This is a genomic window from Frankia gtarii (genome assembly GCF_025403375.1).
Taxonomy (GTDB): Bacteria; Actinomycetota; Actinomycetes; order Frankiales; family Frankiaceae; genus Frankia; species Frankia gtarii.
This window is the reverse complement of record NZ_JAMPTM010000046.1, coordinates 1-19,416: the sequence shown is the minus strand read 5'-3', so window position 1 is coordinate 19,416 and position 19,416 is coordinate 1. Positions and strand designations below refer to the sequence as shown.

Below are 19,416 nucleotides of genomic sequence, written 5' to 3'. Positions count from 1 at the left end.
CCGCAGGTGAGCACAGGCGCCCATGCCGCCTGGTCCACCCGCCGCCCCGTTCCAGGCCGGGGTGATGCCGGGAGGCCGGGCGGCGCCCCGCCACGGCCCGACCGCCGGGCGGACCCACCGGGCCGCACTGCCGGACGAACCGGCGATCAGCCTGGTGATCGTCAGCTTGACCATCGTACGTACGACGAGGGGAGTCGTCGATGAGCCTGACCTCGGACCCGTCCCCGGCTGCTCCGACTGCCGAGAAGAGCCCGAAGCGGCCCACCATTCCGGTGCCCGCCACGGCCGACGCCTACGGGATCTCCCGGTCCTCACCGCCGCTGCCCGGCGGTGCCGGCAAGCCGCAGGCGGCCGCGCCGATCAGCGCGGACGTCGCCGCGGCGCGCGCGCGGGACCATCTCCTCGCGCTGCAGTCGGATGAGGGCTGGTGGAAGGGCGACCTCGAGACGAACGTCACGATGGACGCCGAGGATCTGTTCATGAAGCAGTTCCTCGGCATCCGCGGTGACGACGAGACCGAGCAGACCGCCCGCTGGATCCGTTCCCAGCAGCTCTCCGAGGGCGGCTGGCCCACTTTCTACGGTGGCCCGGCCGACCTGTCCACCACCATCGAGGCGTACATCGCGCTGCGCCTCGCCGGCGACGCGGTCGACGCCCCGCACATGGCCCTGGCCGCGGAGCTCGTGCGAGCCCAGGGCGGGGTGGCCGCCTCCCGGGTGTTCACCCGGATCTGGCTGGCGGCGCTCGGCCAGTGGTCGTGGGACGACGTGCCGGTCATCCCGCCGGAGCTGATCTTCCTACCGTCCTGGGTGCCGCTGAACGTCTACGACTTCGCCTGTTGGGCGCGCCAGACGATCGTCGCGCTGACGATCGTCGGCTCGCTGCGGCCGACGCGGGACCTCGGCTTCGACATCGACGAGCTCAAGGTGCCCGCGGCCGCGCGCAAGCCGGCCCCGCTGCGCAGCTGGGAGGGCGCCTTCGAGCGGCTCGACAAGCTGCTGCACCGATACGAGCGCCGGCCGATCAAGCTGCTGCGCACGCTGGCGCTGCGGCGGGCCACCGAATGGGTCGTCGCCCGGCAGGAGGCCGACGGGTGCTGGGGCGGTATCCAGCCGCCCTGGGTCTACTCCGTCATGGCGCTGCACCTGATGGGGTACCCGCTGAACCACCCGGTGATCGCCACCGCCTTCCGCGGGATGGAGCGGTACGTGATCCGCCGGGACACCCCGGCGGGCCCGACCCGTCAGATCGAGGCCTGCCAGTCGCCGGTCTGGGACACCGCGCTCGCGGTCGTCGCACTGGCCGACGCCGGTGTCCCCGGCGACCACCCGGCGATGGTCAGGGCCGGCCGGTGGCTGGTCGACGAGGAGGTCCGGGTCGCCGGTGACTGGGCGGTACGCCGCCCCGAACTCGCCCCCGGCGGCTGGGCGTTCGAGTTCGACAACGACTTCTACCCGGACGTCGACGACACCGCCGAGGTGGTGCTGGCGCTGCGGCGGCTGCTCGGCGCGGGGCACGTCGTCCCGCCGTCGGCCCGCCACAGCCGCGCCGGCGCCCCCGCGGTGAACACCGTCGAGGACGCCGACCCGCGGCTGGCCGCGGCGATGCGCGCGGCGGCGGCCCGCGGGGTCGACTGGAGCGTCGGGATGCGCTCGTCGAACGGCGCCTGGGGCGCCTTCGACGCCGACAACGTCCGGACGCTCACCACGAAGATCCCGTTCTGCGACTTCGGCGAAGTGGTCGACCCGCCGTCGGCGGACGTCACCGCGCACATCGTGGAGATGCTGGCCGACCTCGGCCGCTCCGACCATCCGATCACCCAGCGGGCGGTGCAGTGGCTGCTGGACGACCAGGAGCCGGGTGGGTCCTGGTTCGGCCGGTGGGGCGTCAACCACCTTTACGGCACCGGGGCGGTCGTGCCGGCGCTGATCGGCGCCGGGGTGCCCACCGACCACCCGGCGATCACCGCCGCGGTGCGGTGGCTGCTCGAGCACCAGTCGCCCGAGGGCGGCTGGGGCGAGGACCTGCGCTCCTACACCGACCCCGCCTGGATCGGCCGGGGCGAGCTCACCGCGTCGCAGACGGCGTGGGCGCTGCTCGCGCTGCTGGCGGTGGACCCGCACAGCCTGGCCGTGAAGCGTGGGGTGCGCTGGTTGTGCCAGACCCAGCGGCCGGACGGCACCTGGGACGAGCCCTACTTCACCGGCACCGGTTTCCCCGGCGACTTCTCCCTGAACTACCACCTGTACCGGCTGGTCTTCCCGCTGACCGCGCTCGGCCGGTACGTGAGCCTCACCGGGGTGGCCACACCATGAGCACCTCCGCATCCTCGGGCGGCGAGAGGAACGCTCCCGACGCTGTCGTGACCCCCGCCGACCGCACGGCCCCGGCGGCCGCGGCGGGGGGACCCGCCGTGATCCCCGCCCAGGACCCGGCGTCGCCGTCGGTTCCCTCGTCCGCCGCGGCGCGCCGGCCGGGAGCGTCCGCGGCCGCGGGCACCACCCCGGCGGCGCTGTCACTCGCCGCACCGGAGGGCCTCGCCGGCTCGGCAAGCGGCCGCGGCTCGGTGGGCGTCGGCGGCGGCGCAGTGGGCGTCGCGACCGCGGCGGTGGCGCCGGTCGTCGGCCCGGCCGCGGTGGGTTCGCCCGCCGCGGCGTCGGCCGCCGCGGTGCAGGCTCCACCGCGGCCCGCCGAGCCGGCTGCGACGGTGGCCGGCCCGCGGCGCCGTGCCCGGCTCGTGGTCGCGACGGCGCTGCGCTTCGAGGCCATGGCGGCCGGTCGCTCCGGCCTGCCCTCGGACACGGTCATGGTGCGTACCGGGATGGGCCCCGACAAGGCGGCCCGGGCCGCCCGGGTGGTCCGACAGGCGCGCCCCGACGCCGTCGCGATCGTGGGCCTGTCCGGCGGCCTCGCCTCCGGGATCAAGCCCGGGGACATCGTCGTCGCCAGCGAGGTCCGAGCCGCCGACGGGTCCGTCGCGGCCCGCTGCGCCTCCGCCCCACTGCTGGCCGGTGACCTGCGCCGGCTCGGCCTGACCGTGCATGTCGGCCCGATCGTCACCGTGGCCAAGGTCGCCACCGGCGACGAGCGCACCCGGCTCGCCGCCACCGGCGCCATCGCGGTGGACATGGAGAGCGCCTCGATCGCCGCGGGGGTCGGGGACGCCCCCTTTGCCGCGGTCCGGGTCATCGTCGACACCGCCGACGAGCCGCTGGGTCGCCTCGACCTGGTCCGTCGCGGCGTGCTGGGCCTGCGCACGATGCGCCGGCTGGGCCTGCCGATCGGCGCCTGGGCGGCGGCGGTGGGCCGGCGTACGGTGCTGCTCGCCGAGCCGCGGGCGTTCTGCGCCGGAGTCGAGCGCGCCATCGAGGTCGTCGAGCGCGCCCTGGAGATCCACGGCGCGCCGGTCTACGTCCGCAAGCAGATCGTGCACAACTCCCATGTGGTGGCCGACCTTGCCGCCCGGGGGGCGGTCTTCGTCGAGGAGCTCGACGAGGTGCCCGCCGACGCGACCGTGGTGTTCTCCGCGCACGGGGTGGCCCCGGCGGTGTGGAACCAGGCCGACGGGCGCAGGCTCTCCGTCATCGACGCGACCTGCCCCCTGGTGGAGAAGGTCCACGCCGAGGCACGCCGGTTCACCTCGCGTGGCGACACCGTGCTGCTCATCGGCCACTCCGGTCACGAGGAGGTCGACGGCACGCTGGGCGAGGCACCCGAGCGCATCCAGCTGGTGCAGTCGCCCGACGAGGTCGACTCCCTCGATGTCCCCGACCCCGAGCGGGTCACCTACCTCATGCAGACCACACTGGCGATGGACGAGGCCGAGGAGGTCGTCGACGCGCTCAAGGAGCGCTTTCCCGCGATCGTCGGCCCCGGATCCGCCGACATCTGCTACGCCACCTCCAACCGGCAGAACGCGGTGCGCAAGGTCGCCCAGGAGGCCCAGCTCGTCCTCGTCGTCGGGTCGGCCAACAGCGCCAACTCGGTGCGGCTGGTGGAGGTCAGCCGGCGTGACGGGGTGGCCTCCCACCTCGTCGAGAACGTCGGCGACGTGAAGCTGGCCTGGCTGGACGGGGTGGAGACGGTCGGCATCTCGGCCGGCGCCTCGGCCCCGCCGTCGCTGGTGGAGGAACTGACCGCGGCGTTGTCCGGGCTCGGCGCGACGGACGTGACCACCCGTTCCGTCGGCACCGAAACGGTCGCCTTCCACCTGCCCAAGGAGCTTCGCCGGGCGGGCATCACCCCGGCCACATCGGCCACCCCGGCTGGGTCGGACGCACGTTCCTAGTCCGTCCCGCTGCCCGACTCGCGGTTCTGACCGCTGGCTGCCCGACCGCTCGGCGGGGATCGCCGTGCGCGATCCCCGCCGCGGCGTCGGTGGGCCGTGGCCGCTGGCCGCTCCGGTCGCCGACAGTTCCGAGGCGTGTAACGCTGCGTGACAACGAGGTGTCGTCGTCGGCGCACCGTCGTCCGTCCCGCGGAATTTTCGGGCGGGGTGGACTTCGCCCCGGCACCTCCGACGCTTCGTCGAAGGTTGACGATGCGAAGCCGGCGGACGCCGAAATCGACGTCATCTGGCCGTCGAATATTGCCCTGACCTGGACGGATGCAGTCCGCGACCGGTTGCTCGGACGAGCCGGTCGGCCACGGGACACCGTTGTGCGACAGTTCATCGCTCGATCCACATGCAGGCTGTACGTACAGGCTGTATGGTCAGTGCAGAGATCATCGGTCATCCACCGGCGATTTGAGGAGAGGGGAACTACACCGTGGCGGTCGAGTGGCGGTACCAGCTCCGTATCGGTACCTACCTGGCGAAGCAGAAGCTGCGGCGCCGCAAGCACTTCCCGCTCGTACTGGAGCTGGAGCCGCTGTTTGCCTGCAACCTGTCCTGCACGGGCTGTGGGAAGATCCAGCATCCGGCGTCCGTCCTGAAGCAGCGGATGAGTCCCGAGGACGCGCTCGCCGCGGTCAAGGAGTGTGGCGCTCCGGTCGTTGCGATCGCGGGCGGTGAGCCGCTCATGCACCCGCAGATCCACGAGATCGTGAACGAGCTGGTCAAGCGCAAGAAGTTCGTGATCCTGTGCACGAACGGTCTGCTGCTGCAGAAGAAGCTCAAGAACTTCACGCCATCGCCCTACTTCACCTTCGTCCTGCACATCGACGGGCTGCGCGAGCGGCACGACGCGGTGGTGGAGAAGGAGGGCACGTTCGACGAGTGCGTGCGGGCCTTCCACGCGGCGAAGGCCGCCGGCTTCCGGGTCGGCACCAACTCCACGTTCTTCAACAATGACAGCCCGCAGGACGTCATCGACATCCTGACCTTCCTCAACGACGACCTCAAGGTCGACCAGATCCAGCTCTCGCCTGGCTACGCGTACGAGAAGGCCCCGGACCAGGAGCACTTCCTCGCCGTCCAGGAGACCCGCGAGATGTTCGGGAAGGTGTTCGCGGAGGGTCGGCGCAAGAGGTTCCGACTCAACCACTCGCCGATCTTCCTGGACTTCCTCGAAGGGAAGAAGGAGCTCGACTGCACCGCCTGGGGCATCCCGAGCTACTCGCTGTTCGGCTGGCAGAAGCCCTGCTACCTGATGAGCGACGGGTACGTCTCCTCCTACAAGGAGCTCGTCGAGACCACCGACTGGGACTCCTACGGCCGCGGCAAGGACCCGCGCTGCGCGAACTGCATGGCGCACTGCGGCTACGAGACCTCGGCTGTGCTGGCGACGATGGGTTCACTCAAGGAGTCCATCCGCGCCGTCCGCCAGGTCTGACGGTCTGACCCGGCGGCGCCCCCTTCCGCCGCCGTCCAGCCGACACCACGAACGCCGCCCCGACCGGTCCATGGTCGGGGCGGCGTTCGTCGTCGTGGGGCCTGACGGCGCTAGTGGGCGCGCTGGGGGCCGGTGCCGCTGTCGACGCTGACCGGGGGCTGCTCGGCGAGGTCGCCGCCTCGGCCCAGCCCGCGCAGCAGCCGGTCGAGCACGATGCCGATCTCGATCCGGGCGGTGTCCGGATCGGCCGCGCCGGCCGTGTAGATGCTCGCCTCCGACAGCAGGGCCGCGACCAGCCTGGTCAGCGGGCCGACCGGGAGCGGATCGATGCGCTCCTCGGCCATCGCCCGCTCCAGCCATTCGGACAGCAGCCGGTAGCCGTGCCGTTCGACGAGGGCGTCCCATGCCTGGTTGCCGAGGACGGCGGGACCGTCGATCAGCACGATGCGCTGGAAGTCGCTGTCCGCGGTGGAGATGTCGAGCAGGGACTGGAACCCCTGTCGCAGCTGCGTCCAGGCGTCGCTGGGCAGCTCCGCGTCGCGCGCGAGCTCGCCCGCGACGAGCTGCTCGGCCACCTCGGTGGCGACCTGTTCCATCACGGTGCGGAACAGCTCGGCCTTGTCGCGGAAGTGGTGGTACAACGCGCCTCGGGTGACCTGGGCGTCGGCGACGATCTCCTCGGTTCCCGTGGCGGCGAAGCCCTGCTCGGCGAACCGGCGGCGGGCAGCCGAGATCAGGGCCTGACGGGTGTCAGCCGTCTGCTCGGTACGACGGCTTCTGGTCACCTCCTGATTATGGTGCAGTCGGTGCCTTCCGAGGTGGCTCTGTCGGGGCTGGGATCGGTGGAGGCGGCCGCAGCCCGTTTGGTGGGGGTACACACAGGACGGCACGATGGCACCCCGGGATTAACCCCCGCCCGACGCGGTCCGATCGAGGAGGGTCCGTCGGGATGGTCGGTGGGCCGACCGATTTCGTCCGCGGTGCGCCGTCCGCCCGTCCTCGACCGTGCATCGTCCCTGCTCAGTGGCACTGTCGGGCGGCGCGGCCGAGGGGCGCAGGCGGGGCGCGGCCACCAGGGCCGCGGCAGGTCTGCAGCGGACGGAAGGTTCTTAACACACAATTACCGTGCTCGTCTGACGGCTGTTCGATCCACGTGGCAGCATCACTCTCTGTGACTGTGCTGCAGTGGATAGCCCTCGCATCCTTGCTCGCCTGGCTGTACCTGGCCGTCGGCCATGGCTTCTTCTGGCGCACCGATCAGCGCCTCCCCGCCCGGCAGGCACCGCCGTCCTGGCCCAGTGTGGCGATCATCATCCCGGCCCGGGACGAGGCCGACGTGCTCCCGGTGACACTCCCGACCCTGCTCGCCCAGGACTATCCCGGTCCGGTACGCCTGATCCTTGTCGACGACGGTTCCACCGACGGGACCACGGAGGTCGCCCGAGCGCTGGCGGAGGAGGCCGCCCGCAAGGGGCACACGGGCGTCACCGCCGCGGTCACCGCCTCCACGGAGCCCCCGCCCGGTTGGACCGGCAAGCTGTGGGCCCTGCGGCGTGGCATCGACTGCGCCGGCGATGCCGAATTCCTGCTGCTCACCGACGCCGACATCGCGCATGATCCCGGCTCGCTGACCAGCCTCGTGGCCTCCGCGCGCACGCATGGGCTGGACATGGTCTCGCAGATGGCCGTGCTGCGGGCCGAGACCGCGTGGGAACGGGTCATCGTGCCGGCGTTCGTCTACTTCTTCGCGATGCTGTATCCGTTCCGGTGGTCGAACCGCCCGCGTTCGCGGGTGGCGGCGGCGGCCGGGGGCTGCTCGCTGGTGCGCCGGGAGGCGCTCGTGGCGGCCGGCGGGCTGGCCGAGGTGCGCGGGGCGGTCATCGACGACGTCGCGATAGCACGGATCATCAAGCGTTCCGGCGGACGGACCTGGCTGGGGCTCGCCGAGCAGGTCCACAGCCGGCGTCCGTACCCGCGGCTGGCGGACCTGTGGAAGATGGTGTCCCGCAGCGCCTACGCCCAGCTTCGGCATTCGCCTCTGCTGCTGCTCGGCACCGTGCTCGGGATGGCCCTGGTCTTCGTCGTCCCGGTGGCCACCACCATCGCGGGCCTCGCGGCCGGTGATCTCACGGCCGCGCTCCTCGGCGCGGTCACCTGGATGATCATGACGTTGTCCTACCTTCCGATGATCAGGTACTACCGTCAGCCGCTCCCCGCCGCCCTGCTGCTCCCCGGCGTCGCCCTGCTCTACCTCGGGATGACGGTGGACTCGGCGCGGCTCAAGCGGGCCGGCCGCGGTGCCGCCTGGAAGGGACGCACCTACGACGATCACGGCACGCCGTCCGCCGACCGGCAGCCCGCGGAGGCGGTGGCTGCGGCCGCCGCCGATCCGCTGCCCGCCGGGACCTCTCCCGCCGTGCGGACGATCCCGGCCGCGGCCGGTGCCACCGGATCGCCTCGGGGCTCGGCCGGCGGCGCCTCCCCGACGATCAGTGTGATCTCTCGGACGACCGATGCCGGCGAGCCTGGCGAGGCCGCCGTTGCGGCCACACCGGCGATGTTCGTCGAGCCGCCCCGTGACCCGTGGAACGACGGCTTCTCCCGGCCCAGCTCCCTACCCGGGCGCCCCGACGAGCCGTGGCGCGAGGACGCCGCGCGCGGGGTGTCCACGCCCGGTGGGGCCCAGACCCACGCCCGGGCGGACGACCGTCAGCCCGGTGTCGGAGGCTGAGAGCGCCTCAACCCGCGGAGTCCGAGGCCGCTGTCAGCAGGCGGCGCAGGGTGACCGCATCGTCGGCCAACGCCGAGACCAGGTAGCCCGGACCGGTCAGGGGCAGCCGGCCGACCCCCTCGGCCACCGCTGGCTCCGGACCGGGTCCAGCCCATTCGGGCCCTGCGACGAGTAGCGAGCCGACCGCGCGGGCACCGCCCAGCTGGGCGGGACCCCGCAGCCCCGGCACCCGCGGTCCGAGTAGCAGCTCCTGGCGCAGCAGCGGCATCCCTCCGGACGTCCCACCCGTCCGGAGGGCGCCGACTGCGCCGACTGCGCCGGCGGTGCCGTCGCCGGCGGTGCCGTCGCCGGCGGTGCCGTCGGCATGCGCCACGTCGACGCGCAGCGTGCTGAGGACGGACCCGGTGGGCTCGCCGAACCGGCCGAGCAGGATCTCCTCACGCAGCCGCAACCTGGCCGTCGCGGCCAGTCGGATCTCGGTGATCATCCGGTGGTCGGCTCCGTCGGCGACCACGGTCGGTTCCGGGCCGAAATCGAGTTCGCCGCCGTCGGCCACCTCCGCGGTGACGATCAGCCGGGACGGTCCGGGACCGTGGCCCGGCAGCGCGACGGTCGCGGCCACGGAGCGCATGACCAGGCAGACCCCGCCGCCGACGGAGATGTCCAGCCGCAGATCGTCGCCCGCCAGCGGACCGGCGGCCCCGTTGACCAGATGGACCGTCATCGTCGGCACTGGCTTCGCGCCCTCGGCCACCCCCGCCCGCGCGGGCGACACATCGGTCAGGCGCAGGACGATCGGTACGTCGGAGCGCAGCTCGACGAGCCGGGGAGCGCCGTTCGGCCCAAGATCCACCCGCACGGCGGCGTGCGCCCGTACGGCCGTGCGGCCCGTGCGGCCGGTGGTAGGCGGGGGTACGGCATCGGCGGTCGTGGGCATCAGGACGTGAACATGCGCAGTGCCGTGACCCGGTGCCGCTCGGCCAGCAGGTCCAGGCGGACGGCGGTGAGCGCCGGAAGCTCTCGGGTAGGCAGGGCGGATGCCGCCTCGCCCGCGTCGGCGGTCGCCTCCACGTCGTCGGCGAGGCGGGCCAGCACGGCGGTGACGGCCAGGGGATCCAGTCCGATCAGGCGGGTCGCGGCCGTCGCCGGCCCGGTGACCGTCGCATGAGCCGCGGCGAGGGCGGCGTCCCCGGGTGCCAGCCTCGCGCCGGCGGCCACCATGCCCAGCGCGACCGGGTGGTGCGGGGCGCGGGGACCGGCGGGCACCGGCCACGCGGCCCGACCGGCCCGCAGCAGGGTGCGGCCCTGCGCCCGGCTGGCCGCGCGCTGCGCCGGGGAGGGTGTCCGGGCGTCCAGCTCGTCGTCGAGCTCCGCGACGTCGGTTCGGCCCGTTGCGATGCCGTGGCAGGTCGCGGCGGCGAAGGCGGCGGCGACCAGGCCGGCGGTGTGCAACCGGCCGAGCAGGAACGCCGCCAGGTCGGGCAGGCTGGCCAGACTGCCGTCGGTCACCGCGGCCTCGACCCCGCCCGAATGGGCATGCCCCCCGGTCGGCATCCGGCCATCCGCGAGCACCAGCAACGTCGCCCGCCGCCCGGACCGCCCGCTCGGACCATGTCTGTCGCCACCGTCGCGGTAACCGCGCTGGTCGCCGCCGCCGAGGCGGTCGCTTTCTTCACCCCCGGCGTTCACTGCGCCGCTCTCCTCGCCTGCGTTCACGATGCCCTGTCACCCCTTCGCCATCACCTTGCCGCCGTCACCCCTGCGCCGTCACCCCTGCGCCGTCACCCCTGCGCCGTCACCCCTGCGCCGTCACCCCTGCGCCTTCGCCTGCCGGGTGGCACTCCTGGTCGTACGGGCGACAAACCGGTCACGCCGCCCGTGTCGTTGTGGAAGAGTTCGCCGGCGACGACGACCACGAAGAACTGAGACGAGAGACGAGATGTCACTACGGGCGACAAGGCACGCCGGGACGCGGGTTCGCCTGACCGGGGTGCTGATGGCGGCGCTGGCGCTGGCACCAGTGCTCACCTCCTGCGGCGACGACCGCCCGCCGAAACCTCGCTGCCAGGCGGGCTACCAGGCCGACTGGGACGACGACGACCACGAATGGGAATGCGAGCGCAAGGGATCACACTCGCACAGCACCGGCCACCGTACCCGTACCCGTACCCGCCACTAGGCCGAGTAGGTCCGAGGTTCGGCCGACCGTCAGCCGTGCGACATCCCGGGCCATGCGCTGCCCGCCGGATTGCCGCTGGTCAGCAATGGCGCCGAAACCCGTTCGCCGTAGCGTGTTGAACCGGCCGGCCGGGGGCCAGCTCTCCGGTGGCTACCAGGTGGAGGTACGACCATGGGCAGCCCGACATCCGTCCCGGCTTCGGCAGGCGTGATCCGCCACGGCGGCCCCGAGGCCGGCGGACCGGCCCGGCGGCGCGGGGCGCCGTCCATGCCCGCGGTGGCCGACGCCGGGGTGTTCGTCGTGGACCCGACCGCGCCGGACCCGCTGGCCGCGCCGGCGCTGGCCGGCCTTCACGACTTCTATCACCGCCATGGTTTCGTCCTGCTCCGCGGCCTCTACCCCGTCGAATTCCTTGATCGAGTCGAGCGGGAATGCGGCGCGGCGCAGCGGGCGGTCCTGGCCGGGACGGTGTCCGAACGCTTCGGCTCCACGCAGTACCTGGACGCCCGTTACCTGGACCGGGCGGGCCAGCCCGACGGCGCGGCGGCCCCGCCCGAACGGGCGTCGAACGGAACGACCCACGGCGGCGCGGACGTCGACGTCGACGCGTACGTGAACTACGTCGAGCATGTGGAGGAGCTCTCCCCGGCCGTGCGTGCGGTGGCGACCCATCCGATCATGGTCGACCTGCTGCGCCGCCTGCTCGGCGCGGACGTGTGGATGAGCCCCAGCCCGAACGACGGCGTGGTCTACCAGGACGCCCGGCCCGGCCGCGAGTCCGGGTACAGCCGGATCGGCTGGCACTCGGACTGGCAGGCCATGCCGAGCCTCGACGTCTGGCCCGGTTGCGCGTTCACCCTCCATGTGGACGCGACCAGCCCGGCCAACGGTTTCCTGCGAGTGGTGCCGGGCTCCCACCGCTGGGCCACACCGGCGCCCTACCGAAACATCAACAACGTCGCCGTGCCCGCGGACGCCCGCCCGAGCGGGGGATACACCGACGCCGAGCCGCCCCATGCGATGCCGCTGGGCTTCGAGAAGATCCCGGGGGAGATCGCCGTCTACGCCGAGCGCGGTGACCTGCTGCTGCACGATGCCTACCTGTGGCACTCCGCGGCCCGCGCGACGGAGAACGCCACCACCCGCCGTCATCTCCGGGCCGGCTACTACGGCGGAGATCCGACCTCCTACCGAGACCAGTTCATCAAGAACGCCGCCCGCTGACGCGCCGTGAGGGCAGCGGCCGTCAGAACAGCCGCCGTCAGAACAGCCGCGGTCAGAACAGGAAGTACCGCTGGGCCATCGGCAGTTCGCGCACCGGGTCGGCCTCGACCGCGTCGCCGTCGATCGAGACCGTGAACGTGTCCGGGTCGACCCGGATGTCCGGCCTCGCCGTGTTCTCCGGCAGGTCGGCCTTGCCCCGGCGGCGCACGTCCTCGACCGGCACCACGGGGGTGGCCAGGCCCAGCCGTTCGGGCAGCCCGGCGGAGATCGCGGCGGGCGCGACGAAGGTCAGCGACGAGGCGGCGGCCGGACCGCGCGCGGCCCCCCACATCGGGCGGGGCAGCACTGGTTGCGGGGTGGGGATGGAGGCGTTCGCGTCGCCCATGGCCGCCCAGGCGATGAACCCGCCCTTGAGGACCAGCGACGGCCGAACCCCGAAGAACGCGGGATCGTAAAGCACCAGGTCGGCGAGCTTGCCGGGCTCGACCGAGCCGATCTGCGCGTCCAGCCCGTGCGCCACCGCCGGGCAGATCGTGTATTTGGCGACGTAGCGTCGCGCCCGGGCGTTGTCGGCCGCGCCGTCGCCCGGCAGGGCCCCGCGGCGACGCTTCATCACGTGCGCCGTCTGCCAGGTGCGCAGCACGACCTCGCCGATCCGACCCATCGCCTGCGAGTCCGAACCGATCATGGAGATGGCGCCGAGGTCGTGCAGGATGTCCTCGGCGGCGATCGTCGACGGCCGGATCCGGCTTTCGGCGAAGGCCAGGTCCTCGGGCACGCTGGGGTTGAGATGGTGGCAGACCATCAGCATGTCGAGATGCTCGTCGAGGGTGTTGACGGTGTGCGGGCGGGTCGGGTTCGTCGACGACGGCAGCACGTTGGCGGCGGCGGCGACGGTGATGATGTCCGGTGCGTGCCCGCCGCCGGCGCCCTCGGTGTGGTAGGCGTGGATGGCCCGCCCGGCGATGGCGGCGAGGGTGTCCTCGACGAAGCCGGCCTCGTTGAGCGTGTCCGAATGCAGCGCGACCTGGACCCCGGCGGCGTCGGCGACGCGCAGGCAGGCGTCGATCGCGGCGGGCGTCGTGCCCCAGTCCTCGTGCAGCTTGAACCCGGCCGCGCCGGCGCGGAGCTGTTCCCACATCGACGCTTCGCTGACCGTGTTTCCCTTGCCGAGCAGGACGATGTTCACCGGCCAGTCGTCCATCGCGGAGAGCATCCGGGCGAGGTTCCACGAGCCCGGCGTCACAGTGGTCGCCTTCGTGCCCTCGGCCGGGCCGGTGCCGCCGCCGATGAGGGTCGTGATCCCGGCGCCGAGCGCCTCGGGCACCTGCTGCGGGCAGATGAGGTGCACGTGGCAGTCGACCGCGCCCGCGGTGAGGATCTTCCCGTTTCCCGCGATGATCTCCGTGCCGGGCCCGATGACCAGGTCGGGATGGACGCCGTCCATGGTGTCCGGGTTGCCGGCCTTGCCGAGCGCGACGATCCGCCCGTCGCGGATGCCGACGTCGGCCTTGATCACCCCCCAGTGGTCGAGCACCACGGCGCCGGTGATGACGAGATCGGGCGAGCCCTGCGCGCGGGTCGCCAGCGACTGCCCCATGGATTCGCGGATGACCTTGCCGCCGCCGAAGACCGCCTCGTCACCGGTGCCGCCGAGGGCCGGACCTCGGCTGCGGTCCTCGGTGACCTCGATGATCAGATCGGTGTCGGCGAGCCGGATGCGGTCACCGACCGTCGGTCCGTACAGGGAGGCGTAGCGGGAGCGGTCCAGCCGGCTCATGAGCCCTCTCCGGGGTCGTGGCTCTCGTGCCCGTCGAGGGGGCCGGCCGACTCCGGGCGCAGGCCGGGCACGACGCGGGCGCCGGCCAGCGGGACGAGGTCGACCTCGCGTTCCACGCCAGGCTCGAAGCGGACCGCGGTGCCGGCGGGCACCGCCAGCCGGTGCCCCCAGGCCAGGGCGCGGTCGAACTCGAGCGCCGGGTTGGCCGCGGCGAAATGGTAGTGCGACCCGACCTGCACCGGGCGATCGCCGGTGTTGCGGACCAGCACCGTCCGGACGGGCCGTCCCGGGTTGATCTCGACGGGGTCCTCGCCCGGCAGGACCTCGCCGGGAATCAAGGGATCGGCTGGTGCACGGTGACCAGCTTGGTGCCGTCCGGGAACGTCGCTTCGACCTGGACCTCGGCGAGCATCTCCGGCACCCCCTCCATCACGTCCTCCCGGGTGAGTACGCCGCGTCCTGCGGTCATCAGATCGGCGACGCTGCGGCCGTCGCGGGCCCCCTCCAGCAGGAACGAGGTTATGAGCGCGGTTGCCTCGGGATGATTCAGCCGCAGCCCGCGGGCGCGTCGTTCCCGGGCGAGTCCGGCCGCCACATGGATGAGCAGCCGTTCCTGTTCGTGGGGGCTCAGCAGCACGACCGCGAAGCCTAGCAGGCGGGACCATCGATGCCGGCGTCGCTGCGGCCCGACCAGATGATCCGTACGCCGATCCTCCGGCGCTCACGCAGGTCCGTCATTCGATCGTTGCCCGATGTCGTTCTGGTGAACGATGAACCCCTTTCGGTGCATCCAGGTTTCGGTGACGTTTCGGTCGGCGAGAATCCTGGGGGCGGTGGTGGAGAGTGACCGGACGGGCGGTCAGAATGGAGTTACTGGCAATTCACCTGGGTGCGATGGGACGGATACGCCTCCTTCCTAGCGTCCGGGAGACCGCTCGGGCAGGTCGGATCGACCGGCTGATGGGGTGTGCCCGAGACGACGCCGATGGGGGTTTGGTGACAACAGGTCTGGATCGGCGGGGTTTTCTCCGCCGGGGTGTGGGAGTGACTGCGGGAACGACTCTGCTTACCGTCGGCGGGGGCGGTCTGCTCGCCGCGTGCGGCAGCGACGACGACGGGGACTCGACTTCGGGTGGAGCCGGTGCCGGTTCGTTCGGCACGCTGAGCATGCGGCTGTCCTGGATCAAGAACGCGGAGTTCGCCGGCGAGTACGTCGCCGACCAGCGCGGGTACTACAAGGCGGCGGGTTTCTCCGGCGTCAACCTGATCGCGGGCGGCCCGTCGGCGACGCCGCAGGATACCGACGTCGCCACCGGAAAGGCCTTCATCGGAATCTCCTCACCGGACATCACCGGGACCGCGATCACCCAGGGCGCCCCGCTGAAGATCATCGGCGCGCAGTACCAGAAGAACCCCTTCGCCATCCTGTCGCTGGCGAAGAGCCCCCTCAGGACACCGCAGGACATGATCGGCAAGAAGATCGGCGTGCAGGCGACCAACGAGTCGGTCTGGTCGGCGTTCCTGAAGGCGAACAAGCTTGATCCGTCGTCCATCACGAAGGTGCCGGTCGAGTTCGACCCGCTGCCGCTGACCACCGGAACGGTCGACGGCTGGTTCGCGTTCGTGACGAACGAACCAAACCTGCTGCGGGTCAAGGGCTTCGACGTCACCACATTTCTGCTCGCTGATCACAACTATCCGCTTGTCTCGGAGACCTTCATGGTCACCGACGGGTCGATCGCGAAGAATCGCGACAAGGTGAAAGCGGCGCTGACTGCCGAGATCCGCGGCTGGAAGGACGCCACCGCCGACGCCTCGCTCGGCGCCAGGCTGGCCGCCACCGTCTACGGCAAGGATCTCGGCCTGGACGAGAAGGAACAGGGCCTGGAGAGCGCCGACCAGAACAAGCTCATCCTCACCGAGGAGACGAAGAAGAACGGGCTGTTCACACTCACCGACACCCTGGTCGAGGAGAACATCGCCACCCTCAAGCTCGCCGGCGTCGACATCACCGCGGAGAAGCTGTTCGATCTGTCCATCATCCGGGAGCTGTACAAGGAGAAGCCGAACCTCGTATGAGCGCAGCCGCCACGCCCAGGTCGGAGCCGGTCCCCGGACCGTCGGCTCCCAGCACGCCTGCCTCCGGCTCCGGCTCCGGCGTGAAAGTGGCGGGCCTGCGCAAGGAGTTCCGTCTCGGCCGCAGGTCCGTGCTTGCCCTCGACGACGTCAATCTCGCCACCGCCGAGGGCTCGTTCCTGACGCTCATCGGGCCGTCGGGCTGCGGCAAGTCGACGGTGCTGCGCATCCTCGCCGATCTCGACGCGCCCAGCGCGGGTGAGGTGCTGGTGCACGGGGAGCCCCCGGCGGCCGCCCGCCGCGGCCACCACCTCGGCATTGCCTTTCAGGACTCGGCGTTACTGCCGTGGCGCTCGGTCGAGTCCAACATCCGCCTGCCGCTGGAGGTCGCCGGGGCGAAGGCGGACCGGGCGGTGATCGCCGACCTGATCCGGCTGGTGGGGCTCACCGGCTTCGAGAAGGCCCGCCCGGCCCAGCTGTCCGGCGGGATGCGGCAGCGGGTCGCGATCGCGCGCGCCCTCGTCGTCGAGCCGCGGATTCTCCTGCTCGACGAGCCGTTCGGTGCCCTCGACGACATGACCCGCCAGCGCCTGAACTTCGAGCTACTGCGGATCTGGGGCGAACGGGCCACGACCACCCTGCTCGTCACCCACTCCATCCCCGAGGCGGTGATCCTCTCCGACACCGTCGCGGTGATGAGCGCCCGACCGGGCCGCATCTGCGCGCTGGTCGACATCGACCTGCCCCGGCCGCGCACCCCGGCGATGCTGCGCTCGGCGCGGTTCCACGAGCTGCACGACGAGCTGTCGGCGCTGCTGTTCGCCGGCGGCGAGCCCTCGGCAGAGACGGCAGCGGCGGCAGGGACCGTGGGGGCGACAGGGACGGCGGCGACGACAGGGACGGCGGCGGGCGACCCCGCCCGGAGCGGCGTGTGACAACCCTGCAGGACGCAGCCTTCGGCGCGACCGGTGGCGGTCCGGGCGGACCCGGGGGATCGGGCGGTCCGGGCGGTCCCGGAGCGGGGCGCCGCCGCGGCGGGGATGGGACGGGAACCGACCGGTCGTCCTGGATCGGCGGCGCGGCCGGCATCGTCGGGCTCCTCGCGTTGTGGTGGGTGCTCGCGATCACCGTGCTCGACAACGGCGGCGTGGTGCCCACCCCGTGGGAGGTCGTACGGGCGCTGTGGGACGACCACCGGCTCATGTGGACGTCGGCGAAGTCGACGGTCGAGATCGCGGCGAAGGGCTGGTTGATCGGTAACGGCCTGGCCATCGGCCTCGCCGTGGTGTTCTTCGGGGTGCCGGTGGTGGAGCGGGTGCTGCTGCAGATCGGCGTGGCGTCCTACTGCCTGCCGATCATCGCGATCGGACCGATCCTCACCACCGTGTTCGACGGCAGCACCCCGCAGATCGCCCTGGCCGGCATCTCCGTGTTCTTCACGACGATGGTCGGCACCCTGCTCGGGCTGCGGGCGGCTGATCCGGCGAGCCTCGACGTCGTGCGGGCCGGCGGCGGTGGTGCCTGGAAGCAGATGCGGTACATCCGGTTGCGGGCCGCCCTGCCGAGTACCTTCGCCGCGCTGCAGATCGCCGCGCCGGCGGCCGTCCTCGGCGCGATCATCGGCGAGTACCTCGGCGCTGACCGGGGGCTCGGCGTGGCAATGGTCCACTCTCAGCAGGCCCTGGAGGTTCCGCGGACGTGGGCGCTGGCCGTGGTCGCATCCGCGGTCGCCGGAGTGGGCTACGCGCTGACCGCGCTCGTCGCCCGGCTGCTCACCCCGTGGGCGCCGCGCGGGAACCCGGGAGGCGGGCAGTGACGGCCGGTGCCTCGGCGGTGACCGGCTCCGCACCGACCACGGCCGGCTCCGCACCGGCGGCTACGGGCCGCGGCGCGCACGTGCTGCTCGCGGCGATCCTGCTGCGGGTCGGGCGCACGGTGCTGTCCGTTGTCGCGTCGGCCGCCGTGATCGTCGGCCTCTGGTACGCGTTCATCGCCGTGTTCGATCTCAACCCGTTGGTCGCGAAGGATCCGCAGGCGGTGTGGAAGTACCTGTTCACGGCCGACAAGGCCACCGAGAGCCGCCGGGCGATCCTCGACGGGCTGTGGCATACCCTCGGCGACGCCGGGGTCGGATACGCGGCGGGCACCGTGGCGGCGATCGTCGTCGCCGTCTCCTTCGTGCTGTTCCGTTCGGTGGAACGGGCGCTGATGCCGGTGGCGATGATGCTGCGGTCGGTGCCGCTGGTGGCGATGATTCCGCTGCTCACCCTGATCTTCGGGCGGGGCCTGACCGCGGTCGGGGTCATCGCCGGCATCATCGTGTTCTTTCCGTCGCTGGTGAACCTGGTCTTCGGGTTGCGTTCCGGCCCGCCGGCCGCCGCCGACCTGGTCCTCGCCTACGGAGGCGGTCCCGCGACCGTGCTGCGCAAGGTCGCGCTGCCCAGCGCGCTGCCGGCGTTGTTCGTCTCCGCTCGCATCGCCGTCCCGGGTGCGGTCATCGGGGCGCTGCTCGCCGAGTGGCTGGCGACCGGCGAGGGGCTCGGCTACTACATGCAGCGCGCCCAGCAGACGTTCAACTACGGCGGGGTGTGGGCCTCGGTGGTCGTGATCACCGTGGCGAGCATCGCGCTGTACGCCATCGTGGGCTTCGTCGAGGCGATCGTCCTGGCGCGATACGGGCCGAGCTCGGGTCTTGGCAGGTAGGGAGGATTGTGATGACCGCGATGGTGCCCTCGATCGCACCTTCCGCATCGTCCGGACGGGCCATCCTGGGGCAGTCGGTTCTCCGTCGTGCCCGTTGTCGCCCCCCGGCCTGCCCTCCCGCGGCGTATCTGCTGTTTCCCCTGGGATATAACGAAAATCGGCGCGATTTACGCGAAGTTTCCGGGCGGCCGCCTTCCCTGCCTGCCGTCTCCGGATGTACATGCGCCGCCGGCGCCGGCCGGTGGACGAAGGGCTGCCTTTGAACGTCGAATGCACCAGCCTCGGACTCCGGCTGATGGCGGCACACGGCCGGCCGACGCGGACGGCTTCCGCCGGTTCGGCCACATACCCGCGGGCACCCGCCCGAACGGAGTCACCCGTCATCATCCCCGGCGCGGACCGGCGCGACCCCCGGCTGGATCCGGCCGGTCCGATCGGGCACCTCCCGGTGGCCGGCGCGGGCCGGCTGGCTCCCTCGCCCGCCACGCTGGAACGCCTGCGCCGGGTCGCCGACGGCGAGGAGGACGCCGACCTGGTCGTGCGCGGCGGGCTGGTCGTGGTCGTGCAGAACGGCACCGTCGTCAACCGCGACATCCTCATCGTCGGGCGCTACATCGCCGCCGTGACCAGGCCCGGGGTGCTCAACGGTCGGCGCTCCCTCGACGCCGCCGGCCGCTACGTCGTCCCCGCCTACGTCGATGCCGGGCTGCGGGTGGAGGAGACGCTGCTCAGCACGGGCGAGCTGGCCCGACTGCTCATCCCCCGCGGGACGGTGACGCTGTTGACCGACCCGTCGGCGCTGTTCGCCCTTGCCGGTGCCCGGGGCGCGGAACTCGCCACCGGCTCCGCGACGCCGCTGCGGGTACTGCTCCGTTCGGGCGATGTCCTGCCGCCCAACGCCGACCTCCCGTTCCCCGCGCCGCCTCCGCTCGTCCCACCGGCCACCGGC

At 72.2% G+C, this 19,416-nt stretch carries 16 protein-coding genes and 1 pseudogene; 11 read left to right on the top strand and 6 right to left on the bottom strand.

The window, feature by feature from the left end:
- Positions 1-200 precede the first annotated feature (200 nt).
- The 3 genes from shc to hpnH all read left to right on the top strand — a co-directional run bounded on the left by shc (position 201) and on the right by hpnH (position 5,774).
- A complete protein-coding gene (gene shc / locus NBZ83_RS09780) occupies positions 201-2,315 on the top strand; it encodes a squalene--hopene cyclase (protein ID WP_261565342.1) in 2,115 nt (704 codons plus the stop codon).
- Positions 2,312-4,288 (top strand): 4-hydroxy-3-methylbut-2-enyl diphosphate reductase, encoded by a 1,977-nt coding sequence (ispH, locus tag NBZ83_RS09775; RefSeq protein WP_261565341.1) that lies wholly within the window; start codon positions 2,312-2,314, stop codon positions 4,286-4,288. Before shc ends, ispH begins: the two co-directional genes overlap by 4 nt.
- Positions 4,289-4,769: 481 nt before the next feature.
- On the top strand, positions 4,770-5,774 hold the full coding sequence (gene hpnH, locus NBZ83_RS09770; protein ID WP_136448269.1) for an adenosyl-hopene transferase HpnH: 1,005 nt from the start codon (positions 4,770-4,772) through the stop codon (positions 5,772-5,774).
- A 110-nt stretch (positions 5,775-5,884) separates the two neighbouring features.
- On the opposite strand, the gene NBZ83_RS09765 is transcribed toward hpnH, so the two are convergent.
- Positions 5,885-6,559, bottom strand: coding sequence for a TetR/AcrR family transcriptional regulator (locus tag NBZ83_RS09765; RefSeq protein WP_261565340.1), 675 nt, complete (start codon positions 6,557-6,559; stop codon positions 5,885-5,887).
- 386 nt (positions 6,560-6,945) lie between these two features.
- Here NBZ83_RS09765 and NBZ83_RS09760 point away from each other — a divergent pair, with 386 nt between their 5' ends.
- On the top strand, positions 6,946-8,505 hold the full coding sequence (locus NBZ83_RS09760; protein WP_261565339.1) for a glycosyltransferase: 1,560 nt from the start codon (positions 6,946-6,948) through the stop codon (positions 8,503-8,505).
- Positions 8,506-8,512: 7 nt separating this feature from the next.
- Here NBZ83_RS09760 and NBZ83_RS09755 read toward each other — a convergent pair whose 3' ends face one another.
- The gene (locus NBZ83_RS09755) at positions 8,513-9,442 is read right to left on the bottom strand and encodes an urease accessory protein UreD (RefSeq protein ID WP_261574804.1); all 930 of its coding nucleotides are present in this window, start codon (positions 9,440-9,442) and stop codon (positions 8,513-8,515) included.
- Positions 9,442-10,059 carry an urease accessory protein UreF gene (locus NBZ83_RS09750; RefSeq protein ID WP_261565403.1) on the bottom strand — a complete coding sequence of 206 codons (618 nt, stop codon included), beginning with the start codon at positions 10,057-10,059 and terminating at the stop codon, positions 9,442-9,444. The genes NBZ83_RS09755 and NBZ83_RS09750 overlap by 1 nt, the downstream gene beginning before the upstream one ends.
- 385 nt (positions 10,060-10,444) lie before the next feature.
- Between NBZ83_RS09750 and NBZ83_RS09745 the strand changes: the two genes are divergently transcribed.
- Positions 10,445-10,684 carry a hypothetical protein gene (locus NBZ83_RS09745; RefSeq protein ID WP_261574803.1) on the top strand — a complete coding sequence of 80 codons (240 nt, stop codon included), beginning with the start codon at positions 10,445-10,447 and terminating at the stop codon, positions 10,682-10,684.
- A gap of 267 nt (positions 10,685-10,951) precedes the next feature.
- The gene (locus NBZ83_RS09740; protein ID WP_261565402.1) at positions 10,952-11,908 is read left to right on the top strand and encodes a phytanoyl-CoA dioxygenase family protein; all 957 of its coding nucleotides are present in this window, start codon (positions 10,952-10,954) and stop codon (positions 11,906-11,908) included.
- A gap of 52 nt (positions 11,909-11,960) precedes the next feature.
- Here NBZ83_RS09740 and NBZ83_RS09735 read toward each other — a convergent pair whose 3' ends face one another.
- Genes NBZ83_RS09735 through NBZ83_RS09725 form a run of 3 tightly spaced genes read right to left on the bottom strand, consistent with a single transcriptional unit; the run spans position 11,961 to position 14,325 of the window.
- A complete protein-coding gene (locus tag NBZ83_RS09735; RefSeq protein WP_261574802.1) occupies positions 11,961-13,688 on the bottom strand; it encodes an urease subunit alpha in 1,728 nt (575 codons plus the stop codon).
- On the bottom strand, positions 13,685-14,026 hold the full coding sequence (locus tag NBZ83_RS09730; protein WP_261565335.1) for an urease subunit beta: 342 nt from the start codon (positions 14,024-14,026) through the stop codon (positions 13,685-13,687). The genes NBZ83_RS09735 and NBZ83_RS09730 overlap by 4 nt, the downstream gene beginning before the upstream one ends.
- Positions 14,023-14,325, bottom strand: coding sequence for an urease subunit gamma (locus tag NBZ83_RS09725; RefSeq protein ID WP_261565334.1), 303 nt, complete (start codon positions 14,323-14,325; stop codon positions 14,023-14,025). The genes NBZ83_RS09730 and NBZ83_RS09725 overlap by 4 nt, the downstream gene beginning before the upstream one ends.
- Positions 14,326-14,732: 407 nt before the next feature.
- Here NBZ83_RS09725 and NBZ83_RS09720 point away from each other — a divergent pair, with 407 nt between their 5' ends.
- From NBZ83_RS09720 to NBZ83_RS09700, 5 genes and pseudogenes are all read left to right on the top strand, one after another.
- The gene (locus NBZ83_RS09720; RefSeq protein ID WP_261574801.1) at positions 14,733-15,767 is read left to right on the top strand and encodes an ABC transporter substrate-binding protein; all 1,035 of its coding nucleotides are present in this window, start codon (positions 14,733-14,735) and stop codon (positions 15,765-15,767) included.
- Positions 15,764-16,699: an ABC transporter ATP-binding protein gene (locus NBZ83_RS09715; protein ID WP_261574800.1), complete on the top strand. Its 936-nt coding sequence runs from the start codon at positions 15,764-15,766 to the stop codon at positions 16,697-16,699. The genes NBZ83_RS09720 and NBZ83_RS09715 overlap by 4 nt, the downstream gene beginning before the upstream one ends.
- Positions 16,696-17,580 carry an ABC transporter permease gene (locus NBZ83_RS09710; RefSeq protein WP_261565331.1) on the top strand — a complete coding sequence of 295 codons (885 nt, stop codon included), beginning with the start codon at positions 16,696-16,698 and terminating at the stop codon, positions 17,578-17,580. Before NBZ83_RS09715 ends, NBZ83_RS09710 begins: the two co-directional genes overlap by 4 nt.
- Positions 17,577-18,467, top strand: coding sequence for an ABC transporter permease (locus tag NBZ83_RS09705; RefSeq protein ID WP_438803302.1), 891 nt, complete (start codon positions 17,577-17,579; stop codon positions 18,465-18,467). Before NBZ83_RS09710 ends, NBZ83_RS09705 begins: the two co-directional genes overlap by 4 nt.
- Before the next feature lie 448 nt (positions 18,468-18,915).
- Positions 18,916-19,416: pseudogene (locus NBZ83_RS09700) on the top strand (adenine deaminase C-terminal domain-containing protein); the annotation flags it as partial.

Bases quoted from the DNA above. Each gene is read 5' to 3' on its own strand.
- shc (WP_261565342.1), top strand. From the start codon at position 201: ATGAGCCTGACCTCGGACCCGTCCCCGGCTGCTCCGACTGCCGAGAAG.
- ispH (WP_261565341.1), top strand. From the start codon at position 2,312: ATGAGCACCTCCGCATCCTCGGGCGGCGAGAGGAACGCTCCCGACGCT.
- NBZ83_RS09755 (WP_261574804.1), bottom strand. From the start codon at position 9,442: ATGCCCACGACCGCCGATGCCGTACCCCCGCCTACCACCGGCCGCACG.
- NBZ83_RS09750 (WP_261565403.1), bottom strand. From the start codon at position 10,059: ATGCCGACCGGGGGGCATGCCCATTCGGGCGGGGTCGAGGCCGCGGTG.
- NBZ83_RS09745 (WP_261574803.1), top strand. From the start codon at position 10,445: ATGTCACTACGGGCGACAAGGCACGCCGGGACGCGGGTTCGCCTGACC.
- NBZ83_RS09740 (WP_261565402.1), top strand. From the start codon at position 10,952: ATGCCCGCGGTGGCCGACGCCGGGGTGTTCGTCGTGGACCCGACCGCG.
- NBZ83_RS09735 (WP_261574802.1), bottom strand. From the start codon at position 13,688: ATGAGCCGGCTGGACCGCTCCCGCTACGCCTCCCTGTACGGACCGACG.
- NBZ83_RS09715 (WP_261574800.1), top strand. From the start codon at position 15,764: ATGAGCGCAGCCGCCACGCCCAGGTCGGAGCCGGTCCCCGGACCGTCG.